Source organism: Dokdonella sp. (assembly GCF_019634815.1).
In the GTDB taxonomy this organism is placed as follows: Bacteria; Pseudomonadota; Gammaproteobacteria; order Xanthomonadales; family Rhodanobacteraceae; genus Dokdonella_A.
This window is the reverse complement of sequence record NZ_JAHCAP010000017.1, coordinates 20,465-39,582: the sequence shown is the minus strand read 5'-3', so window position 1 is coordinate 39,582 and position 19,118 is coordinate 20,465. Positions and strand designations below refer to the sequence as shown.

Below are 19,118 nucleotides of genomic sequence, written 5' to 3'. Positions count from 1 at the left end.
CACGCATCGACAAAACCGAGCACACACGCATCGACAAACGCCACCTTCGTAGAGCGGAGCTTGCTCCGCTCCCGGGCGTCTGGTCGGGCCTGCCGGTCCTCCTACCCGATCAATCGTTTCGTCGCCGTGTGCCAATGCCGTGCGGCAACGATGTTCGCGCCATGTAGGAGCGACGGCAGTCGCGACCGATCTTCCGCCAAGCGATGATGGCGCCCATGTCACCACCACCAAACGCCACGATGGCGTGCGATGCTCCGGTCGGGCCTTCCGGCCCTCCTACACAAGAGCGCGTCACGAGCCGAGCGAGCTCGGCTCTACAAGAGCACGGCGGCTTTTGCGGACGCTGGCACGCGGCGCATCAACGGGCCGGCGCGGCGCCTTGTGCCTGGCCGACATCGATGAACGGCGTGGCGCCGCCGGTGACGTTGGGCAGGTGGCCGTCCCACTTTTCGATCGCGCGCAGGGTGGCTTCCACGCGGCGCAGCTCGATCAGTTCCCTGGATACCTGCTCGCGCTGCACGCGCAGGGCTTCGGCCTGCGCCTTGGCGTTGATTTCCATCGCGTCGGCATCGGCCTTGGCGCGCGTGACCTTCTGCTGGGCCTCGACCTCGATGCGCTGCAGGTTGCGCTGCTCGGTGAGTACCTGCTGCTCGGCGACGGTCTTGGCCTCGATCGCGGCGTCGTAGCTGGGCGAAAAGTGGAACTGGGTGATCGAGAACTCGTCGATCACCAGGCCATGCCGGGCGAAGCGTTCGTTGAGTGCGGCATGCATCTCGCTGGCGACCACGGCGCGCTTGGTGATGAGCTGCTCGGCAGTGTAGCGCGCGGTGGTGGCCTTCATCGCTTCCTGCACGGCCGGGTCGACGATGGTGTGTTCGACTTCGCTCACGTTGCCGACCGTGCTGAACACTTCGACCACGCGCGCCGGGTCGATGTGGTAGTTGAGCACGACCTTGGTGTTGACGCGCTGCAGGTCGCTTGAAGCCGATTCGCTGCCGCTGGTTTCGCTGCGCTGGATCGTCACCGGCACCAGCACGATCTGCTGGGCGATGGGCCAGCGCCATTGCAGGCCCGGCGACAACGGCGTCGGCGAAGCACGGCCGAAAGTGAGCAGCACGCCTTGCGTGCCCACCGGCACCTGGGTGAAGGGTCGTACCGAATAGATGATCAGCACTGCTGCCGCGACGAGCGCGAGCTTGATGCCGGTACCGAAAAAGCGTTCGGGGCGTTCACCACTGCTGCCCCACTTGCTGCCAATAGCCATGCTGCCGATCCTCGTCCAGATTCAACCGATTCGATCCGACCGCGAGCGTAGCAGAGCCGCGCTCACGCGCCGCCCCGCCAGCGCGCTGCCGCATCCCCGGCCAGGCGCCCACTGGCAAGGCAGGCGTTGAGCAGGTAGCCGCCGGTCGGGGCTTCCCAGTCGAGCATTTCACCGGCGCAGAATACGCCGGGCAGCTGGCGCAGCATCAATCCCTCATCGAGCATGTCCAGGCGCACACCGCCGGCGCTGCTGATCGCTTCTTCGATCGGACGCGGACGCAGCAGGCTCAGGGGCAAGGCCTTGAGCGTGCGCGCGACCGTGGCCGCATCGTGGAGCGACTCGGTGGCGAGCACTTCGCGCATCAGGCCCGCCTTGACGCCCGCAACGCCAAGGCTGCGCCGCCAGCGTTCACTGAGCGAGCGTTTGCCCGGCGCACGCGCCAGCGCACCTTCGATGTCGGCCAGCCTGCGCTCGGGCAGCAGGTCGAGCGTGATATGCGCCTGCCCGCGTGTTTCGATCGCATCACGCAACACGGCACTGAAGGCATAGATCAGGCTGCCTTCGATCCCGTACTGCGTGATCACGCATTCGCCCTGCCGTTGCTGCGCCCTGCCCGCGTGGTCGCTCCAGTGCAGGATCACGGGCTTGAGCGGATCGCCCGCGTGGCGCTGCGCAAAATGCGCGCTCCAGCGAATGTCGAAGCCGCAGTTGCTCGGGCGCAGCGGTGCGATGTCGATGCCGCGCGCAGCGAGCACGGGCAGCCAGCGCCCGTCCGAACCGAGCACCGGCCAACTCGCGCCGCCGAGTGCAAGCACGGTGGCGTCGGCGCGCACGTCGATGTCACCCGCGGGCGTGGCGAAGGCGAGCGTGCCGTCCTCGTTCCAGCCGCGCCATTGCTGGTTGACGTGGAAGCGCACGCCTTGCGCGCGCAGCCGGCGCACCCAGGCGCGCAACAGCGGCGCGGCCTTGAGATCGCGCGGGAACACCCGCCCAGAACTGCCGACGAAGGTGTCCACGCCAAGGCCTGCGGCCCAGGCGCGCAGCATGTCGGCGTCGAACTTGCGCAGCCACGGCTCAATCTGCGCGCGGCGTTCGCCATAGCGCGTGACGAAGCACTCGAAGGGTTCGGAATGGGTGAGATTGAGCCCGCCCTTGCCGGCGATCAGGAGCTTGCGCCCGACTGAGCCAAGTCGGTCGTGGAGATCGACCTCGGCACCGGCTTCGCGCGCGGCTTCGGCGGCCATGAGTCCGGCCGGGCCGCCGCCGATGATGTGAACCCTTGCGTTCATTTTCGGTCGCGGTTCGGGCAAGCGACTCGATGACCGGTGGTGGCTGAACCCGATCGTGCAGTCCAGGGCGCAGCGGCGCTCATCCAGCGCCAACCTGGCGCAGCCAGTCCTGCAGGTTGTAGTAGTTGCTCACGCGCGCGATGCGACCCGCGCGGATCTCGAAGAACGCACCACCCGGCAGCACGTAGGTCTGGCCACGCGCGGGCGGCAGCCCCTCGTCGCTGGACTTGTAGCGGCCATGCACGACGTACTCGGCAGCCGCGCGCGAGTCATCGGCAGACGCAAACACGACGATGTCCTGCAACTGCTCGGCATAGCAGCGATCCATGCGCGCAAGAAAGGCTGCGAAAGCCTCATGTCCGGTTTCGCGCGGGCCTTGATTGAGATCGTGCGCGACGTCGTCGGCAAGGCAGTCGAGCATCGCCGGCCAGTCGCCGCGGTTGAAGGCGGCGTAGTAGCGCTCGATCAGGCCGGTGGTGGGTGAAGCTGCTGGCATCGTCGTCCTCTGCAGGCTTGCCTGCGCGGCGCCGTCCACCCGGTCGGGTGCGTGCAGGCCGCGCCTGCCGCCATCGTAGCTTGCGCGCGTGTGCTCGTGTCAGCCTCACCAGGGCATGAAGCGCCACGCCCAGTACAGGCCGATTGCGCTCCAGATCGACTTCTTCAGGCCGCGCGCCAGCAGCCACGCGATGGCGATTGCCGCCACGTACGGAAGATATCTTTCAAGGGTTTCACGCAGCGCAGGTGAAACATTCGTCGATTCGATTTGCATGGCTCCTCCTCGTCCACCGTTCGGTGTGGGGCCATGTTCGAATCTGGCGGTGCCTGGCGGCAGTCGCGGCCGTCAAGCATCCTTGCTGACGTCTGTCACCCGCGCTTCAATCCTCGAGCGGATGGACTTCGGCTTCGGGCTTGTAATCGCCGATCACGTCCACGCCCTCGGGCGGCACGAATTTGAACGTGCCGGCCGCAAGTTTCGGATTGCGCGTCCAGCCCGAAAACACGATGTCGGTGCGATTGCCGAGTTGATCCTGAAAACGCATGCGCTGCAGCGTGTCGCCGTCGAAACCGAGCTTGGCATAGGCGAACTCGGCGTCCTGCGCGCGCGGTTCGAGCTTGAGCCAGTGCAGTCCATCGCGCTCGCCGGCGTCGCTGGCCTTGAACTGACTGTCGAGTTGCGTGAGGTCGGTGAGCACGGTCAGTGGGCTGTGCGCCTCGGCCATGCTCTGGTTGCGCACCGAAACCTGTTCGAGGTCGGGCTCGTACACCCACACATGCGCGCCGTCGGCAACGATGGTCTGCTGGAACGGCGCGGTGGTTTCCCAGCGGAACTGGCGTGGCGCCTGCAAGGCGAGTGTGCCGCGCGATTCGTCGCCGCGGTGGCCGCTGGCGTCGGTCACGCTCTGCTCGAACTGGCCGCTGATGGATTGCAGTGATTTCGAGAAAGTTTCCAGGCGCGCACGCGCGGAGTCGGCGGCGTGTACGCCGGCAGCGATGAAGAGAGCCAGCAGCGAAACGAGAACGCGCATGACGAGGATGGCCTGTCGGTGTGGAGCGGCGATTATCCGCATCGCGGATGAATGGCGACAGCGCGGCAGCGCATTGCAAGCGCTGGCTCGGAGCTTGCGGCAATTCCGCCTTGAAAGGTCCAGTCGGCCCGATCGGCCCGGTCGGCCCGGTCGGCCCGGTCGGCCCGGTCGGCCCGGTCGGCCCGGTCGGCCCGGTCGCGACTGCCGTCGCTCCTACAAAATCAACAGCCCAAAGGTGCCGAAATGCGCGACCAAGACGTTGTAGGAGCGCCGGAAGGCGCGACCAACACGCCACACGCGCGCCCGAATGCGCGACCAAGACGTTGTAGGAGCGCCGGAAGGCGCGACCAACACGCCCCACACGCGCCGGAAGGCACGGCCAAAGCATTCCAGTCGGCCCGGTCGCGACTGCCGTCGCTCCTACAAAATCAACAGCCCAAAGGTGCCGAAATGCGCGACCAAGACGTTGCAGGAGCGCCGGAAGGCGCGACCAACACGCCACACGCGCGCCGGAAGGCACGGCCAAAGCATTCCAGTCGGCCCGGTCGCGACTGCCGTCGCTCCTACAAAATCAACAGCCCAAAGGTGCCGAGATGCGCGACCAAGACGTTGCAGGAGCGCCGGAAGGCGCGACCAACGCGCCACACGCGCGGCCGCATGCGCGGCAAACGCATTCCGATCGGCCGGGTCGCGACTGCCGTCGCTCCTACAAGAGCAACAATGCAGGGGTGCCAGAAGGCGCGACCAAACCGTTGTAGGAGCGACGGCAGTCGCGACCAGTGTGGTGTTGCGGGAGCGCCGAAAGGCGCGACCGATCCTGCGATCAGTCCTTCGGTGGCGGCGGCGCGAGCACGGTGCGGTTGCCGTTGTGCTCGGGCCCGCTGACCACGCCGTCGCGCTCCATCTGCTCGATCAGGCGCGCGGCGCGGTTGTAGCCGATGCGCAGATGGCGCTGCACGCCCGAAATCGAGGCACGCCGCGACTGGGTGACGATCGCCACGGCCTTGTCATAGAGCTGGCTGTCTTCGTCGCCCTCGGCTTCGCTGGCGTCCTGTGGCAGGCCGGAGGCATCGATGATCTTGCCGTTGTCGAGCGGCTGGACCTCTTCGAGAACGCCGTCTATGTAATCAGGCTCACCCTGTTCCTTGAGCCAGGACACCACCTTGTGCACTTCGTGATCGTCGACGAAGGCGCCATGCACGCGCTCGGGCATCGCCGTGCCGGGCGGCAGATACAGCATGTCACCATGACCGAGCAGGGTCTCGGCGCCGCTCTGGTCGAGGATCGTGCGCGAGTCGATCTTGGATGAAACCTGAAAGGCGATGCGGGTGGGGATATTGGCCTTGATCAGGCCGGTGATGACATCGACCGAAGGCCGCTGGGTGGCGAGGATCAGGTGCACGCCGGCGGCGCGCGCCTTCTGCGCGAGACGCGCGATGAGTTCCTCGACCTTCTTGCCGACGATCATCATCATGTCGGCGAATTCGTCGATGATGACGACGATGCAGGGCAGCGGCTGCAGCGGCTGGGCCACGCGCTCGGGTTGCGAGGCATCCGGGCGGAACAGCGGATCGAGCAAGGGCTGGCCGGCCTCGTCGGCGTCCTTGACCTTCTTGTTGAAGCCGGCGAGGTTGCGCACGCCAACCATCGACATCAGCTTGTAGCGCCGCTCCATCTCGGCCACGCACCAGCGCAGCGCATTGGCGGCTTCCTTCATGTCGGTGACGACCGGCGCGAGCAGGTGCGGAATGCCCTGATAGACCGACAGCTCAAGCATCTTCGGGTCGATCATGATCATGCGCACGTCCTTGGCGCTGGATTTGTAGAGCAGCGACAGCACCATCGCATTGACCGCGACCGACTTGCCCGAGCCGGTGGTGCCGGCAACCAGCAAGTGCGGCATCTTGGCCAGATCGACCACCACCGGCTTGCCGCCAATGTCCTTGCCCAGCGCGAGCGCGAGCGGCGACTTGAGGGTGTCGTATTTGTCCGAGCGCAGGATTTCGGAGAGATAGACGATCTCGCGGTTGGCGTTGGGGATTTCCAGCCCGATCACCGACTTGCCCGGAATCACGTCGACCACGCGCACCGCAGTCACCGACAGGCCGCGCGCGATGTCCTTGTCGAGCGAGGAAATCTGGCTGCCCTTGATGCCCGGTGCCGGCTGCAGCTCGAAGCGCGTGATCACCGGGCCCGGGAACGCGCTGACCACCTGCGCCTCGATGCGGAAATCCTTGAGTTTGAGTTCGACCTGACGCGAGAGCGCTTCGAGCGTTTCCTCGGAATAGCCCTTGACCTGCTGGCGCGGCTCATCGAGCAGGGACAGCGGCGGCAACTCGCCATCGGTGGAAGCGCCCGCAAACAAGGGGATCTGCGTCTCGCGGTGCGCACGTTCGCTCTTTTCGATCGGCGCGATCACGGGCTCGATGCGAATCGGATCTCGCCGTGACTGCTTGACCGTTTCGGCCTTGCGCACCACCTCACGCTCGGCCCGCGCCTCGCGCGCGCTCGACCAGTCTTCGGTCTTGCGCCAGCGCGTTGCCGCGAGATTGCCACCGGTGAGCAGCAGCCGACCGATCGCGTCCATCAGCCCGAACCACGACAAGCCGGTGGCCAGCGTGATCGCGATCAGCGCCAGCGCGAACAGGAACAGGCCGGCGCCGAGCGGCCCGAAGCTGCCCATCAGGCTGCTGCCGACCAGTTGGCCGAGGATCCCGCCCGGTCCGGCCGGCAGCGGATTGGGATGACCCGATTGCAGCCAGGCCAGACCCGGCGCAGCGACGAAGAAGGCGACGAAGCCGACCAGACGCAGCAGCGGTTCGAGCGGCGAGCGCTCCTGCTCGGTGACGCCACGCAAGACCACGTAGCCGACCACCAGCAAGAGGATCGGCAAGGTGTAGGACACCACGCCGAGCAGATAGAACGAGAGGTCGGCGAGCCAGGCACCGAAGGCGCCGCCGAAGTTGTGGATCGGCCGGGTCGGATCGCCCGCATGCGACCAGCCCGGGTCGCCGGCCGCGTAGCTGGCAAGACAGGCAAACAGGTAGATCGCCAACGGCAGCAGGACGAGGAAGCCGGCCTCGCGCAGCCGCCGGTACCAGCGCTCGTCCAACGGTGGGGCTTTTGTCTCTTTGGGGGTGCGAGCCATTCCTACAATCTACCCGAAGTGCCCGCACCAAGTCATTGATTGAACGGCAAGTGATGACCGCTGCGCAAGGCTCTGCACCGCGCAGCGGTCACTGCGTTCAAGCCTTGAGCGCCGGGTGGATGATCTTGCCACCCTCGACGTTGATGCCTTTGCGCAGCGGCTCGAACTTCTTCCAGTTCTTGTCCGCGGCAAGCCGGTTGACGTAGGGCAGGATCGCCGCGCAGATCGCCTGCGAGGAGGTCTGCGGAACCGCGCCGGGCATGTTGGTGACGCAAAAGTGCGTGACGCCGTCGACGACATAGGTGGGGTTGGCGTAGGTGGTCGCCTTCGAGGTTTCGAAGCAGCCGCCCTGATCGATCGAGATGTCGACCAGCACCGAACCCGGCTCCATCGTCTTGATCATCGCGCGCGTCACCACGCGTGGCGCCTTGGCGCTGGGAATGAGCACCGCACCGATCACGAGGTCGGCATCGCGGATCTCGCGCGAGACCGTTTCTTCATACGGATAAAGCGCGGTCACGTTCGGCGACACCGCCATCATCTCGCGCAGGCGGTCGGGGCGCTTCTCGAACACGATCACGTTGGCACCGCCGGCCGCGGCCAGCTCGGCTGCATTCTTGCCCGCGGCGCCCGCGCCGAACACCAGAACCTTGCCGCGCACCGTCGACGGCAGGCCGCCGAGCAGTTTGCCCTTGCCACCCGCAGGCTGGTGCAGCAGATGAGTGCCAATCTGGGTGGCAATGCGACCTGCAATGATCGACATCGGCGCCAGCAGCGGCAGCGTGCCATCGGCATCTTCAACCGATTCGAAGGCCACGCCGGTGAGGCCGATTTCGAGCAGGCGCTGGGTCAGTTTGGGCTCGGCGGCAAGATGCAGGTAGCAAAACAGCAGGTGGTCCTTGCGCAGGTGCTTGAGGTCACCCGCGATCGGTTCCTTGACCTTGACGATGAGCTCGCCGGCTTCGTAAAGCTTCTTCGCGGTGGCTACGATCTTCACGCCGACGCGCTCATAATCCTCATCCTTGAAGCCGCTCTTGAGTCCCGCGCCGGCCTGCACGTAAACCTCGTGGCCGTGTCGCACCAGATCACCACAGGCAGCCGGCACGAGCGCGACGCGCCCTTCCAGGGTCTTGGTTTCCGCAGGTACACCGATACGCATTGCAGTTTCCTTGGGTTTGGGAAAAAGACGAACAGCGCCTTGAATCGGGTCGGTGTTCCCTCCATTCTCCTTGTCTGCCAGCGCCGGGCGCAGCAGTGGAAAAGAGCGGATCCGGGCTGGTACCGCAGCCCGCGTTCCACCATCGGAATACACCACGAACATTCGCCGCGAAGCGGCGCCGGATTATACATGAGCACAACCAGACACTCGCGATTGATCATCCTCGGCTCCGGCCCGGCCGGCTACACCGCCGCCGTGTATGCGGCACGCGCCAACCTCAAGCCGACCCTCATCACCGGCCTCGCCCAGGGTGGCCAGTTGATGACCACCACCGACGTCGACAACTGGCCCGGAGACGTCGAGGGCCTGCAAGGCCCGCAGCTGATGCAGCGCATGGCCGAGCATGCCGAGCGCTTCAAGACCGAGATGGTGTTCGACCACATCCACAGCACCGATCTTTCGCAGCGCCCATTCCGCCTCAAGGGCGATTCCGGCGAATACACCTGTGATGCGCTCATCATCGCCACCGGCGCCACCGCCAAATACCTCGGCATCGCTTCGGAAGAACACTACAAGGGCAAGGGCGTGTCGGCCTGCGCCACCTGTGACGGCTTCTTCTACCGCGATCAGGACGTGGCCGTGATCGGCGGCGGCAATACCGCAGTCGAAGAGGCGCTGTACCTCTCCAACATCGCGCGCAAGGTCACCCTCGTGCATCGCCGCGACAAGCTGCGCGCCGAGAAGATCATGCAGGACAAGCTGTTCGAGAAGCAGCGCGCGGGCAAGATCGACATCATCTGGAACCACACCGTCGACGAAGTGCTCGGCGATGACGCCAGTGGCGTCACCGGCATGCGTCTGCGCAGCCTCGTCGATGACAGCACGCGCGAGATCGCCCTTACCGGTTTCTTCGTCGCCATCGGACACACGCCCAACACGGCGATCTTCGAAGGCCAGCTGGACATGAAAAACGGCTACATCACGATACGCACGGGCCTGGATGGCAACGCCACCGCAACCAGCGTGCCCGGCGTGTTCGCCGCGGGTGATGTCGCCGATCAGGTCTATCGTCAGGCGGTGACCTCGGCCGGTTTCGGCTGCATGGCCGCGCTCGATGCCGAACGCTTTCTCGACAAGGGTTGAGTCGCGCGGCCAGCCAGGCGTCATGCAAGCTCGATTCCACGCGCAGCTGTGCGACATCCCTGCTGCGCAGTGGGACGCATTGCGCACGGACGACAATCCGTTTCTTGCACACGCCTTCCTCGCCGGTCTCGAGGAGCACGGTTGCATCGACCCTGACAGCGGTTGGCAGGCGCATCATCTGGGGATATACGACGGTGCGCTGCTGATCGCCGCCGCGCCGCTCTATCTCAAGGCGCACTCGCATGGCGAATTCGTCTACGACTGGGCCTGGGCCGATGCCTATGCCAGGCACGGGCTCGACTACTACCCCAAGCTCCTGTGCGGCGTGCCCTGGTCACCGGTGAGCGGTGTTCGTCTGCTGGTTGGCGCCGGTGATGACGCGGTGCATCTGCGTGCCTTGCTGATCGAGGCGATCGTTGCCCAATCGCGGCGCCTGCACCTGTCCTCGGCACACCTGAATTTCGCCAGCGCGGATGATGCCTCTGCATTCGCGAACACCGATTGGCTTCCGCGCGGCGACCTGCAATTCCACTGGCGCAACGCCCACGGCTGGCGCGATTTCGACGATTTCCTCGCCGCACTCTCGCACAAGAAGCGCAAGAACATCCGCAGCGAGCGCGCGGCACTCGCGCATGCGGGCATGCACTGCGAAGTGCGTCATGGCGATGAACTGAACCTGCGGGAGTGGCAGGCGCTGCACGCGTTCTATCTCGCTACCTTCGACGAAAAAGGCAACCACGCCGCACTCACACTGGAATTCTTCCGGCATCTCGGTCGCGCGCTGCCACGCCAGGTCGTTGCCGTGCTGTGCCGGCGCGAGGGCGAACTGATTGCAGGCGCACTGATGCTGCGCAGCTCGGATACCTTGTTTGGCCGCTACTGGGGTGCGCGCGAACACGTGGAAGGCCTGCATTTCGAAGCCTGCTATTACCAAGGCATCGAATACTGCCTGCGCCACGGCTTGCAGACCTTCGAACCCGGAGCGGGCGGTCAGCACAAGCTCGCGCGCGGCTTCCTGCCGGAACGCACGCGCTCGTTCCACTGGATCGCCGATACGCGCTTTCGCGCCGCGATTGCCGATTCCCTCAAGCGCGAAGCGCTTGCACTCGAAGACTCACGCGCACAACTGCTTGCACACTCGCCGTACGCGCGCGAGGCTTGAATCGCCGCGCCTCACATGTTGCGCCGGTACTCGCCGCCGACGTCGTAGAGCGCATGGCTGATCTGGCCGAGACTGTGGGTCTTGACCGCTTCCATCAGCGACTCGAACACGTTGCGGCGCGCACGCGCGGTCTCCTGCAAATAGCGCAAGCCATGCCCGTCGTGGGCATCGGTATCGGCCTCGTCGACATCGGCGCCATGCCCGCGTGAAGTCTCGCCCGCTGGCGCCAGCGGATTGCGATTACCCTGCCACGCGCGCACGTTGGTGATCTGCTGCGTCTTCTCTTCTTCGGTCGAACGGATCAGCTCGATCTCGGTGGCAACATCGGAATGACCGTCCTTACCGAGAAAGGTGTTGACGCCGACCAGGGGCAGACTGCCATCGTGCTTCTTGTGTTCGTAGTAGAGGCTTTCTTCCTGGATCTTGCCGCGCTGGTACATGGTGTCCATCGCGCCAAGCACGCCGCCGCGCTCGCTGATCGCCTCGAATTCCCTGTAGACGGCTTCCTCGACGATGTCGGTGAGCTTGTCGACGATGAAACTGCCCTGCCAGGGGTTTTCGCAGAAGTTGAGCCCGAGCTCCTTGTTGATGATCATCTGGATCGCGACCGCGCGGCGTACGCTTTCCTCGGTCGGCGTGGTGATCGCCTCGTCGTAGGCATTGGTGTGCAGGCTGTTGCAGTTGTCGAACAGCGCATACAGCGCCTGCAACGTGGTGCGGATGTCGTTGAACTGGATTTCCTGCGCGTGCAGCGAGCGCCCCGAAGTCTGGATGTGGTACTTCATCATCTGGCTGCGTTCGTTGGCGCCATAGCGTTCGCGCATTGCGCGCGCCCAGATGCGCCGCGCGACGCGCCCGATCACGGTGTACTCCGGATCCATGCCGTTGCTGAAGAAGAACGACAGATTGGGCGCAAAATCGTCGATGTGCATGCCGCGCGCGAGGTAATACTCGACGATGGTGAGACCGTTGGAGAGCGTGAAGGCGAGCTGGCTGATCGGGTTCGCACCGGCCTCGGCAATGTGATAACCCGAGATCGACACCGAGTAGAAATTGCGCACCTTGTGGTCGATGAAATACTGCTGGATGTCGCCCATCATGCGCAGCGCGAACTCGGTGGAGAAGATGCAGGTGTTTTGCGCCTGGTCTTCCTTGAGAATGTCGGCCTGCACCGTGCCGCGCACGGTCGACAGCGTCTGCGCCTTGATCTGCGCATAGGTCGCTGCATCGACGATTTGATCGCCGGTGACGCCGAGCAGGGCGAGGCCAAGGCCATCGTTGCCGTTCGGCAGCTCGCCGTGATAGCGCGGCTGCTCGCGGCCGGCGAACAGGCTCGCGATCTTCTGCTGTGCCGCGGCCCAGCGCGCCGGATCGGCCTTGAGATATTTCTCCACCTGCTGGTCGATCGCGGTGTTCATGAACATCGCGAGGATCATCGGTGCGGGACCGTTGATCGTCATCGACACCGAGGTGGTCGGGGCGCACAGATCGAAGCCCGAATAGAGCTTCTTCATGTCATCGAGCGTGGGCACGTTGACGCCCGAATTGCCGATCTTGCCGTAGATGTCGGGGCGCGGCGCGGGATCCTCGCCATACAGCGTCACGCTGTCGAACGCGGTCGAAAGTCGCGCCGCAGGCAGGCCCTGGCTGAGGTAGTGGAAGCGGCGATTGGTGCGCTCGGGCGTGCCTTCGCCGGCGAACATGCGGATCGGATCCTCGCCGCTGCGCCGATACGGATAGACGCCCCCGGTGTAGGGATAGGCGCCGGGCAGGTTTTCCTTGCCGAGGAAGGTCAGCAATTCGCCCCAGGACTTGTAGCTCGGCGCGGCGATCTTGGGGATCTGCTGATGCGAAAGCGACTCGCGGTAGTTCTCGACCTTGATCGCCTTGCCACGCACCTCGTACTCGTTGACCTGGTCGGTGATCGACTTCAGCCGCGAAGGCCATTCGCGCAGAAGCTTGAGGTTTTCGCTGGTCAGCGCCTGCACCGCGTCGTTGTAGCGCTGGCGCAGAATCAGCAGGCTGCGGTCCACAGGACCCGGTAGAGCGGAGCTTGCTCCGCTGCTTCCCGCAGCATCGGAGCAGAGCACGCTCCGCTCCGCGAGAGCGCCCGCATCGTAGAGGTCGAGCGCCTTGGGCAATTGCGCATCACCCAGCTCGTGCAGCGCCTGCCAGAACGCTTGCGCGCGGTCGGCGGCCTCGGCCTGTTTCTCGATGCCGGCGTTGATCGCGCGGCCCTGCTCGGCGATCTCGGCGAGATAGCGCACGCGACTGCCGGGGATCAGCACGGTCGCGCGCGGTTCCTTCAGCGCGGTGTCGAGCTGCGGATCGAGGTCGCAACGTGAAGACATGGCATCGGAGTCGATTTTCGACCCACTCCCCGCCCCGCCCGTCGCCGCGTCCGAAAGATGAACCCGGCCCAATTTTTCGCGCAACAGGCGGCAGAGATTGACAAACATCCAGGTCACGCCGGGATCGTTGAACTGACTGGCGATGGTCGGATAGACCGGCACGTCCTCGTCGGCGGTCTTGAAGGCAACGTGATTGCGCTTCCACTGCTTGCGCACATCGCGCAGCGCATCCTCGGCGCCGCGGCGATCGTACTTGTTGAGCACGATCAACTCGGCGAAGTCGAGCATGTCGATCTTTTCCAGCTGCGAGGCCGCGCCGTAATCGCTGGTCATCACGTAGACCGGAAAATCGACGAGGTCGACGATCTCCGAATCCGACTGGCCAATGCCCGCCGTTTCGACCAGCACCAGATCGAAGGCCTGCGCCTTGAGGAAGGCGATGCAGTCCTTGAGCATCACGTTGGTCGCCGCATGTTGGCGGCGCGTGGCCATCGAACGCATGAACACGCGATGGCTGCGCAAGGCGTTCATGCGGATGCGATCGCCGAGCAGGGCGCCGCCCGAACGGCGACGGGTCGGATCGACCGCGAGTACCGCGATGCGCATCTGCGGAAACGCATGCAGGAAGCGCAACAGGAGCTCATCGACCACGCTCGACTTGCCGGCGCCGCCGGTGCCGGTGACACCCACGACCGGCGTCGTCGAACGCGAATCCGGGCGTCGCGCAGCCCAACCCTTGCGCAGCAAGGAAAGTTCGGCTTCGGAGAAGGCGCCGTTCTCGATTGCACTGAGCATGCGCCCGACCGCGATCTCGTCATCGACGTCGACCTGCACCATCGACGTTGCCGCCTTGCCGCCTGCGCCATCGCGATTGCGCCCGGCACGCGCGACCACGTCCTCGATCATGTGCACCAGACCCATGTGCATGCCGTCATTGGGGTGGTAGATGCGCTCTACGCCGTAGTCTTGCAGTTCGCGGATTTCCTCGGGCGTGATCGTGCCGCCACCGCCGCCGAACACGCGCACATGCCCGGCGCCACGCTGCTTGAGCATGTCGACCATGTACTTGAAGTATTCAACGTGGCCGCCCTGATACGAGGACAGCGCGATCGCATCGGCGTCTTCCTGCAATGCCGCACGCACCACGTCTTCCACCGCGCGGTTGTGGCCAAGGTGCACGACTTCGGCGCCCTGCGCCTGGATCAGGCGGCGCATGATGTTGATCGCGGCATCATGCCCATCGAACAGGCTGGCGGCAGTGACGAAGCGCAGCGGACGCTGCTCGGTCGCGGGAGCGGCTACGGAAGTGGCGGGGATGCTCATGAAATGGCGTCTCGCTGAGGGCATTTGCTGCGCGCGGAACCCTGATTTTACAACGATGCGCCGATCCCCGCCGCGCCTCGGATCGGCCATGCCCCCGCCTTGCGTCAGTGCTGCACCGCGCACTGTCCCGCCGCTGCCGGCGCGACTACACTACGCGCCCTTGCCGGCAGATCCGGCTGCATTGCGTCCGTTCCACCACTGGTTTTTCCACCACACGCCCGCCTCACCATCGCGCTTCGCAGGCACCGCGGGCCCGCAGGAGTTGCCATGATTTTCGAAACCCTCGCCAACACCGGCCACGAGCAGGTCGTCTTTTGCCACAGCAAGGACGCCGGTCTCAAGGCGATCATCGCCATTCACAACAGCGTGCTCGGCCCTGCCCTCGGTGGCCTGCGCATGTGGCCGTACAAGAGCGAGGAGGAAGCGCTCAACGACGTGCTGCGCCTGTCGCGCGGCATGACCTACAAGAATGCCGTCGCCGGCCTCAACCTCGGCGGCGGCAAGGCGGTGATCATCGGTGACCCGAGCAAGGACAAGTCCGAGGCGCTGTTCCGCGCGTTCGGACGTTTCGTCAATACGCTCAGCGGCCGCTACATCACTGCCGAGGACGTCGGCATCGACGTCAACGACATGGAATACGTGTTCCGCGAAACCGAATTTGTCACCGGCGTGCATCAGGTGCACGGCGGCTCGGGCGATCCCTCGCCGTTCACCGCCTTCGGCACGCTGCAGGGCCTGATGGCGGCACTCAATCACCAATACGGCAACGAGGAAATCGGCAAGCGCAGCTTCGCCGTGCAGGGCCTGGGCCACGTCGGCATGGAATTCGTCAAGCTGCTGCGTGAACAGGGCGCCAAGGTGTTCGTCACCGACATCCACAAGGACCGCGTGCAGAGCGCGGTCGACGAACACGGCTGCACCGCGGTCGGGCTCGACGAGATCTACGATGTCGACGCCGATGTCTACAGCCCCTGCGCACTGGGCGGCACGCTCAACACCAAGACCATCGATCGCATCAAGGCCAAGATCATCTGCGGCGCCGCCAACAACCAGCTCGCCGACGATTCGATCGGCGACGAGCTGAACAAGCGCGGCGTGCTCTATGCGCCTGATTACGCCGTCAACGCCGGCGGCGTGATGAACGTCTCGCTCGAGATCGACGGCTACAACCGCGAACGCGCGATGCGCATGATGCGCACGATCTACTACAACGTCGGTCGCATCTTCCAGATCGCCAAGCGCGATGGCATTCCCAGCTACAAGGCCGCCGATCGCATGGCCGAAGAGCGCATCAGCGCCATCGGCAAGATCAAGCTGCCGAGCATGGGCAACAACGGCCCGCGCTTCCTCGGCCGCATGCGCGGCCAGTAAACCCCGCAAGCACGGCGACGGATTCGTCCGTGGCCGGATGCAGCAAGCCGTCCACGCGAGGCCCGCGAAAGTGGGCCTCGTTCGTCATTCGAAGGCGTCGGCAAAGATGCGATCGAGCGCATCGAAACTGCCGATGATCGAAAATCCGCCGAGTGCGGACGCGGCATGCACGCTCGCATGCCAGCTGCCGGCTGCCGGCGAATCGATCACGCAAGTCTCGTTCGCACCCGCCGATTCCGACGTGCACACGACGCTGCCATTCAGGGATACCGTGAGGTCGGGATCCTCGCCCGGGGTACCCGCGAGCGAGAATTCCAGACGCGTCTGGCCGGGCGGTACCGCCAGCGTGAATTCCTGATCGGCATCCTGCAGCGCCGCGACCCCCGCATGCGTGACCCCATTGGCCAGCGCAACCACGCCATTGTCGACCGCGATCGACTCGCTGTGCAGGTTGGGCAGGCCACCGTCATCGGTCACGGTCAGCGCGACCTGGTAGGTGCCGACCGCGGCATAGGCCTTGAGCGGATTGGTTTGGGTCGAGGTGCTGCCGTCACCGAAATCCCACTGCCGTGAAACGATCGTGCCGTCGGTATCGCTCGAAGCATCGGTGAACTGCACGCTCATGCCATTGGCCAGAACGCTGAAAGCCGCGGTGGGCGCCTGGTTGGTCGAACCGACATGGGTCTTGCCGAGCTCGCCGATGAAGGCGAGGCCGAACTGCGCGAACTTGAGGCTGTGGATCGCCGAGTTGCCCATGTTGGCGAGTGTGTCGCCGGTGGTGTGGATGTACGGGAAGTCCCCGAGGTCCCAGGGATCATTGGGATTGCGCGGCTTGCCCGCCTCGAACATCATCGCCGCCGGATACCCCTCGGCCGTCCATGATGCGTGGTCGGAGCAGCCATAACCACAGGCCAGATCGCTGAGTACCAGACCACGCGGCGCGAGATAGGCCGCGAACAACTCGCCGAAATAGGTCTTGAGGTCGGCATTCGAATTGTCGCTGATCAGCTGCATGTCGTAGGGCGCGCCGTCCTTGTAGTTGGTCATGTCCAGTTGCAGCACGCCCACCACGTTGACGCCGTCGGCCTGGTATTGCGCCGCGATCGCCGTCGAGCCGCGCAGGCCAACCTCTTCGGCCGCGTAGCCCATGAACTTGATCGTGCGCTTGGGCTTCCAGCCGCTCGCGAGCGCAATGCGCGCGACTTCGGTGATGGTGGCGATGCCCGAGGCATCATCATCGGCGCCCGGCGCGATCCGCTCGTTGCCCCCGCCACTGCTGCTGGTCGAATCAAGGTGGCCGCCGATCACCACGACCTCGTTGGCAAGCTCGTTGCCGGCGAGGGTCATGATCACCGACGGCTGACCGCCGCAATTGCCACAGGCGGTGAACAGTTCCACGCTCACGTCACTGCGACCCGCGGCCAGGGCCTGCCACTGGTCGCCGATCCACTGCGCAGCCTGGGTCCCGTAGCTGCTCGTGTAGTAGCGATTGCGGAAGGCCGACAGGGTCTGGATCGTGCCGCGGATGTTGGCCTCGCCGACCTGATCGAGCCAGGGATCGACGCTGGCGTGGTTGTCGATCGTGTAGATCCCGCCCAGCGGCAGGGTCTGCGCCTGGGCGCTGCGATCGTCGGCCAGAAAGGCTTCGGCCTCCCGCAAAGTATCAAAGGCAAAGAAGCCGCCACAGCGCTGCTCGTTCTCGTGCACGTGTTGCACCAGGGCCTCGATCGCATCGGCATCCATGCGCGCGAGTACCAGCGGCGCACCCGAGGCATTGCGGCGAAACTGTGCATCCTGTGCGCGGGGGAGGATTCCGCGATGGGTTTCCGGAGAGGTCACGACATAGACCTCATGCGAGGCCGGCACGACCGCGCGATCGGCAGCAAGCGAAAACGTACTCACAAGCGCAAGCAGCGCCGCTGCGCTGGCATGAATGGGTTTCATACGGGGTCCCCGGGAATTTGGCATTGCAAACCCGCGAGCGGTTTGCTGCGCGATCCTACACGATCGCCCCGCTTCCCCGCGTGCCGCATCCGCCAGATTCGGGCAGCCGCATGTTCGCCTGCGCGGGCGGGGCCGGATATGGCACAGTTCGCAACCTGTGCGGCGGCCGGCCGCGGACATTGACCATCTGCACGAGGTTTCACGCCATGCGCCCGTTCCCGCTTGGAGAAGAGCTCGACCTGCTGCGCGAAACCGTGCGCGCCTTCGCCGACAAGGAAATCGCGCCGCGCGCCGATCTGATCGATCGTGACAACGCCTTTCCCGCCGACCTGTGGCGCAAGTTCGGCGAAATGGGCCTGCTCGGCATCACCGTGGCCGGCGAATACGGAGGCTCGGACATGGGCTATCTCGCCCATCTGGTGGCAATGGAGGAGATTTCGCGCGCATCCGGGTCGGTCGGCCTGTCCTACGGCGCGCACTCCAACCTGTGCATCAACAACATCTTCCACAATGCCAGCCCCGCGCAGAAGCAGAAGTACCTGCCCAAGCTGTGCAGCGGCGAATTCGTCGGGGCCTTGGCGATGAGCGAGCCGGGCGCGGGTTCGGACGTGGTCGGTTCGATGGCCTGCCGTGCCGAACTCAAGGGCAATCGCTGGATCGCCAACGGCAGCAAGATGTGGATCACCAACGGCCCCGATGCCGACGTGCTGCTGGTCTACATGCGCACCGCGCATCGTCCCGCAGGCAGCCGCTGCATGACCGCATTCCTGGTCGAGAAGGGCATGAAGGGATTCTCCACCGCGCAGAAGCTCGACAAGCTCGGCATGCGCGGCTCCAACACCTGCGAACTGGTGTTCGACAACTGTGAAATCCCCGACGAGAACCGCATCGGCGAGGTCAACGAGGGCGTGCGCGTCTTGATGAGCGGACTTGACACCGAACGCCTCGTGCTCTCGGGCGGCCCGATCGGCCTGATGCAGGCCGCGCTCGACATCACCCTGCCCTATGTGCGCGAGCGCAAGCAGTTCAACGCGCCGATCGGCACCTTCGAGATCATGCAGGCCAAGGTCGCCGACATGTACACGATGCTGCAATCCTCGCGCGCCTACGCCTATACGGTGGCGCAGAATTACGATGCCGGCATCAAGTCACGCATCGATCCGGCATCCTGCCTGCTGCACGCTTCGCGCAACGCCGTAAAGGTGGCGCTGGAAGCGATCCAGTCACTGGGCGGCAACGGCTACATCAACGAGTTTCCGACCGGCCGCATCCTGCGCGATGCAAAACTTTACGAAATCGGCGCCGGCACCAATGAAATCCGCCAGATGCTGATCGGCCGCGAGCTGTTTCACGGCAAATCCTGAGCGCTTGACCCGGCCACGGCGCCGTGCCCGCTTGCAGAGTGCTCCCATCGGAGTAGGCTGACCGCATCCACCAG

At 65.0% G+C, this 19,118-nt stretch carries 13 protein-coding genes; 4 read left to right on the top strand and 9 right to left on the bottom strand.

Annotated elements, in window-relative coordinates; genetic code table 11:
- Positions 1-358 precede the first annotated feature (358 nt).
- The 7 genes from KF759_RS09665 to ald form a co-directional block, all read right to left on the bottom strand.
- On the bottom strand, positions 359-1,264 hold the full coding sequence (locus KF759_RS09665; RefSeq protein ID WP_291224912.1) for an SPFH domain-containing protein: 906 nt from the start codon (positions 1,262-1,264) through the stop codon (positions 359-361).
- A 62-nt stretch (positions 1,265-1,326) separates the two neighbouring features.
- Positions 1,327-2,553, bottom strand: coding sequence for a TIGR03862 family flavoprotein (locus tag KF759_RS09660; protein ID WP_291224910.1), 1,227 nt, complete (start codon positions 2,551-2,553; stop codon positions 1,327-1,329).
- A 79-nt stretch (positions 2,554-2,632) separates the two neighbouring features.
- The gene (locus KF759_RS09655; protein WP_291224908.1) at positions 2,633-3,049 is read right to left on the bottom strand and encodes a ketosteroid isomerase-related protein; all 417 of its coding nucleotides are present in this window, start codon (positions 3,047-3,049) and stop codon (positions 2,633-2,635) included.
- Positions 3,050-3,154: 105 nt separating this feature from the next.
- Positions 3,155-3,322 (bottom strand): hypothetical protein, encoded by a 168-nt coding sequence (locus tag KF759_RS09650; RefSeq protein WP_291224906.1) that lies wholly within the window; start codon positions 3,320-3,322, stop codon positions 3,155-3,157.
- Positions 3,323-3,428: 106 nt separating this feature from the next.
- Positions 3,429-4,079 carry an outer membrane lipoprotein chaperone LolA gene (gene lolA / locus KF759_RS09645; RefSeq protein ID WP_291224904.1) on the bottom strand — a complete coding sequence of 217 codons (651 nt, stop codon included), beginning with the start codon at positions 4,077-4,079 and terminating at the stop codon, positions 3,429-3,431.
- An 823-nt stretch (positions 4,080-4,902) separates the two neighbouring features.
- Entirely contained in the window at positions 4,903-7,227 is a 2,325-nt protein-coding gene (locus tag KF759_RS09640; RefSeq protein ID WP_291224902.1) for a DNA translocase FtsK, read from the bottom strand.
- A 97-nt stretch (positions 7,228-7,324) separates the two neighbouring features.
- Positions 7,325-8,386 (bottom strand): alanine dehydrogenase, encoded by a 1,062-nt coding sequence (gene ald, locus KF759_RS09635; RefSeq protein ID WP_291224901.1) that lies wholly within the window; start codon positions 8,384-8,386, stop codon positions 7,325-7,327.
- A 189-nt stretch (positions 8,387-8,575) separates the two neighbouring features.
- On the opposite strand from ald, the gene trxB reads away from it, so the two are divergent.
- Both trxB and KF759_RS09625 read left to right on the top strand, forming a co-directional pair.
- Positions 8,576-9,529, top strand: a complete 954-nt coding sequence (trxB, locus tag KF759_RS09630) for a thioredoxin-disulfide reductase (protein WP_291224899.1) — start codon at positions 8,576-8,578, stop codon at positions 9,527-9,529.
- Between the two features lie 22 nt (positions 9,530-9,551).
- Entirely contained in the window at positions 9,552-10,691 is a 1,140-nt protein-coding gene (locus KF759_RS09625; protein ID WP_291224897.1) for a GNAT family N-acetyltransferase, read from the top strand.
- 11 nt (positions 10,692-10,702) lie between these two features.
- On the opposite strand, the gene KF759_RS09620 is transcribed toward KF759_RS09625, so the two are convergent.
- Complete coding sequence (locus KF759_RS09620) at positions 10,703-14,365, bottom strand: methylmalonyl-CoA mutase family protein (RefSeq protein WP_291224895.1); 3,663 nt, start codon at positions 14,363-14,365, stop codon at positions 10,703-10,705.
- A 267-nt stretch (positions 14,366-14,632) separates the two neighbouring features.
- Here KF759_RS09620 and KF759_RS09615 point away from each other — a divergent pair, with 267 nt between their 5' ends.
- Positions 14,633-15,736, top strand: coding sequence for a Glu/Leu/Phe/Val dehydrogenase dimerization domain-containing protein (locus KF759_RS09615; protein ID WP_291224894.1), 1,104 nt, complete (start codon positions 14,633-14,635; stop codon positions 15,734-15,736).
- An 84-nt stretch (positions 15,737-15,820) separates the two neighbouring features.
- Here KF759_RS09615 and KF759_RS09610 read toward each other — a convergent pair whose 3' ends face one another.
- Positions 15,821-17,680, bottom strand: a complete 1,860-nt coding sequence (locus KF759_RS09610; RefSeq protein ID WP_291224892.1) for a M20/M25/M40 family metallo-hydrolase — start codon at positions 17,678-17,680, stop codon at positions 15,821-15,823.
- Between the two features lie 206 nt (positions 17,681-17,886).
- Here KF759_RS09610 and KF759_RS09605 point away from each other — a divergent pair, with 206 nt between their 5' ends.
- Positions 17,887-19,044: an isovaleryl-CoA dehydrogenase gene (locus KF759_RS09605; RefSeq protein WP_291224890.1), complete on the top strand. Its 1,158-nt coding sequence runs from the start codon at positions 17,887-17,889 to the stop codon at positions 19,042-19,044.
- Positions 19,045-19,118 lie beyond the last annotated feature (74 nt).

What these genes read in the sequence shown, in the direction of transcription:
- KF759_RS09665 (WP_291224912.1), bottom strand. Translation starts at nt 1,264, where the DNA reads ATGGCTATTGGCAGCAAGTGGGGCAGCAGTGGTGAACGCCCCGAACGC.
- KF759_RS09660 (WP_291224910.1), bottom strand. Translation starts at nt 2,553, where the DNA reads ATGAACGCAAGGGTTCACATCATCGGCGGCGGCCCGGCCGGACTCATG.
- KF759_RS09655 (WP_291224908.1), bottom strand. Translation starts at nt 3,049, where the DNA reads ATGCCAGCAGCTTCACCCACCACCGGCCTGATCGAGCGCTACTACGCC.
- KF759_RS09650 (WP_291224906.1), bottom strand. Translation starts at nt 3,322, where the DNA reads ATGCAAATCGAATCGACGAATGTTTCACCTGCGCTGCGTGAAACCCTT.
- lolA (WP_291224904.1), bottom strand. Translation starts at nt 4,079, where the DNA reads ATGCGCGTTCTCGTTTCGCTGCTGGCTCTCTTCATCGCTGCCGGCGTA.
- KF759_RS09640 (WP_291224902.1), bottom strand. Translation starts at nt 7,227, where the DNA reads ATGGCTCGCACCCCCAAAGAGACAAAAGCCCCACCGTTGGACGAGCGC.
- ald (WP_291224901.1), bottom strand. Translation starts at nt 8,386, where the DNA reads ATGCGTATCGGTGTACCTGCGGAAACCAAGACCCTGGAAGGGCGCGTC.
- trxB (WP_291224899.1), top strand. Translation starts at nt 8,576, where the DNA reads ATGAGCACAACCAGACACTCGCGATTGATCATCCTCGGCTCCGGCCCG.
- KF759_RS09625 (WP_291224897.1), top strand. Translation starts at nt 9,552, where the DNA reads ATGCAAGCTCGATTCCACGCGCAGCTGTGCGACATCCCTGCTGCGCAG.
- KF759_RS09620 (WP_291224895.1), bottom strand. Translation starts at nt 14,365, where the DNA reads ATGAGCATCCCCGCCACTTCCGTAGCCGCTCCCGCGACCGAGCAGCGT.
- KF759_RS09615 (WP_291224894.1), top strand. Translation starts at nt 14,633, where the DNA reads ATGATTTTCGAAACCCTCGCCAACACCGGCCACGAGCAGGTCGTCTTT.
- KF759_RS09610 (WP_291224892.1), bottom strand. Translation starts at nt 17,680, where the DNA reads ATGAAACCCATTCATGCCAGCGCAGCGGCGCTGCTTGCGCTTGTGAGT.
- KF759_RS09605 (WP_291224890.1), top strand. Translation starts at nt 17,887, where the DNA reads ATGCGCCCGTTCCCGCTTGGAGAAGAGCTCGACCTGCTGCGCGAAACC.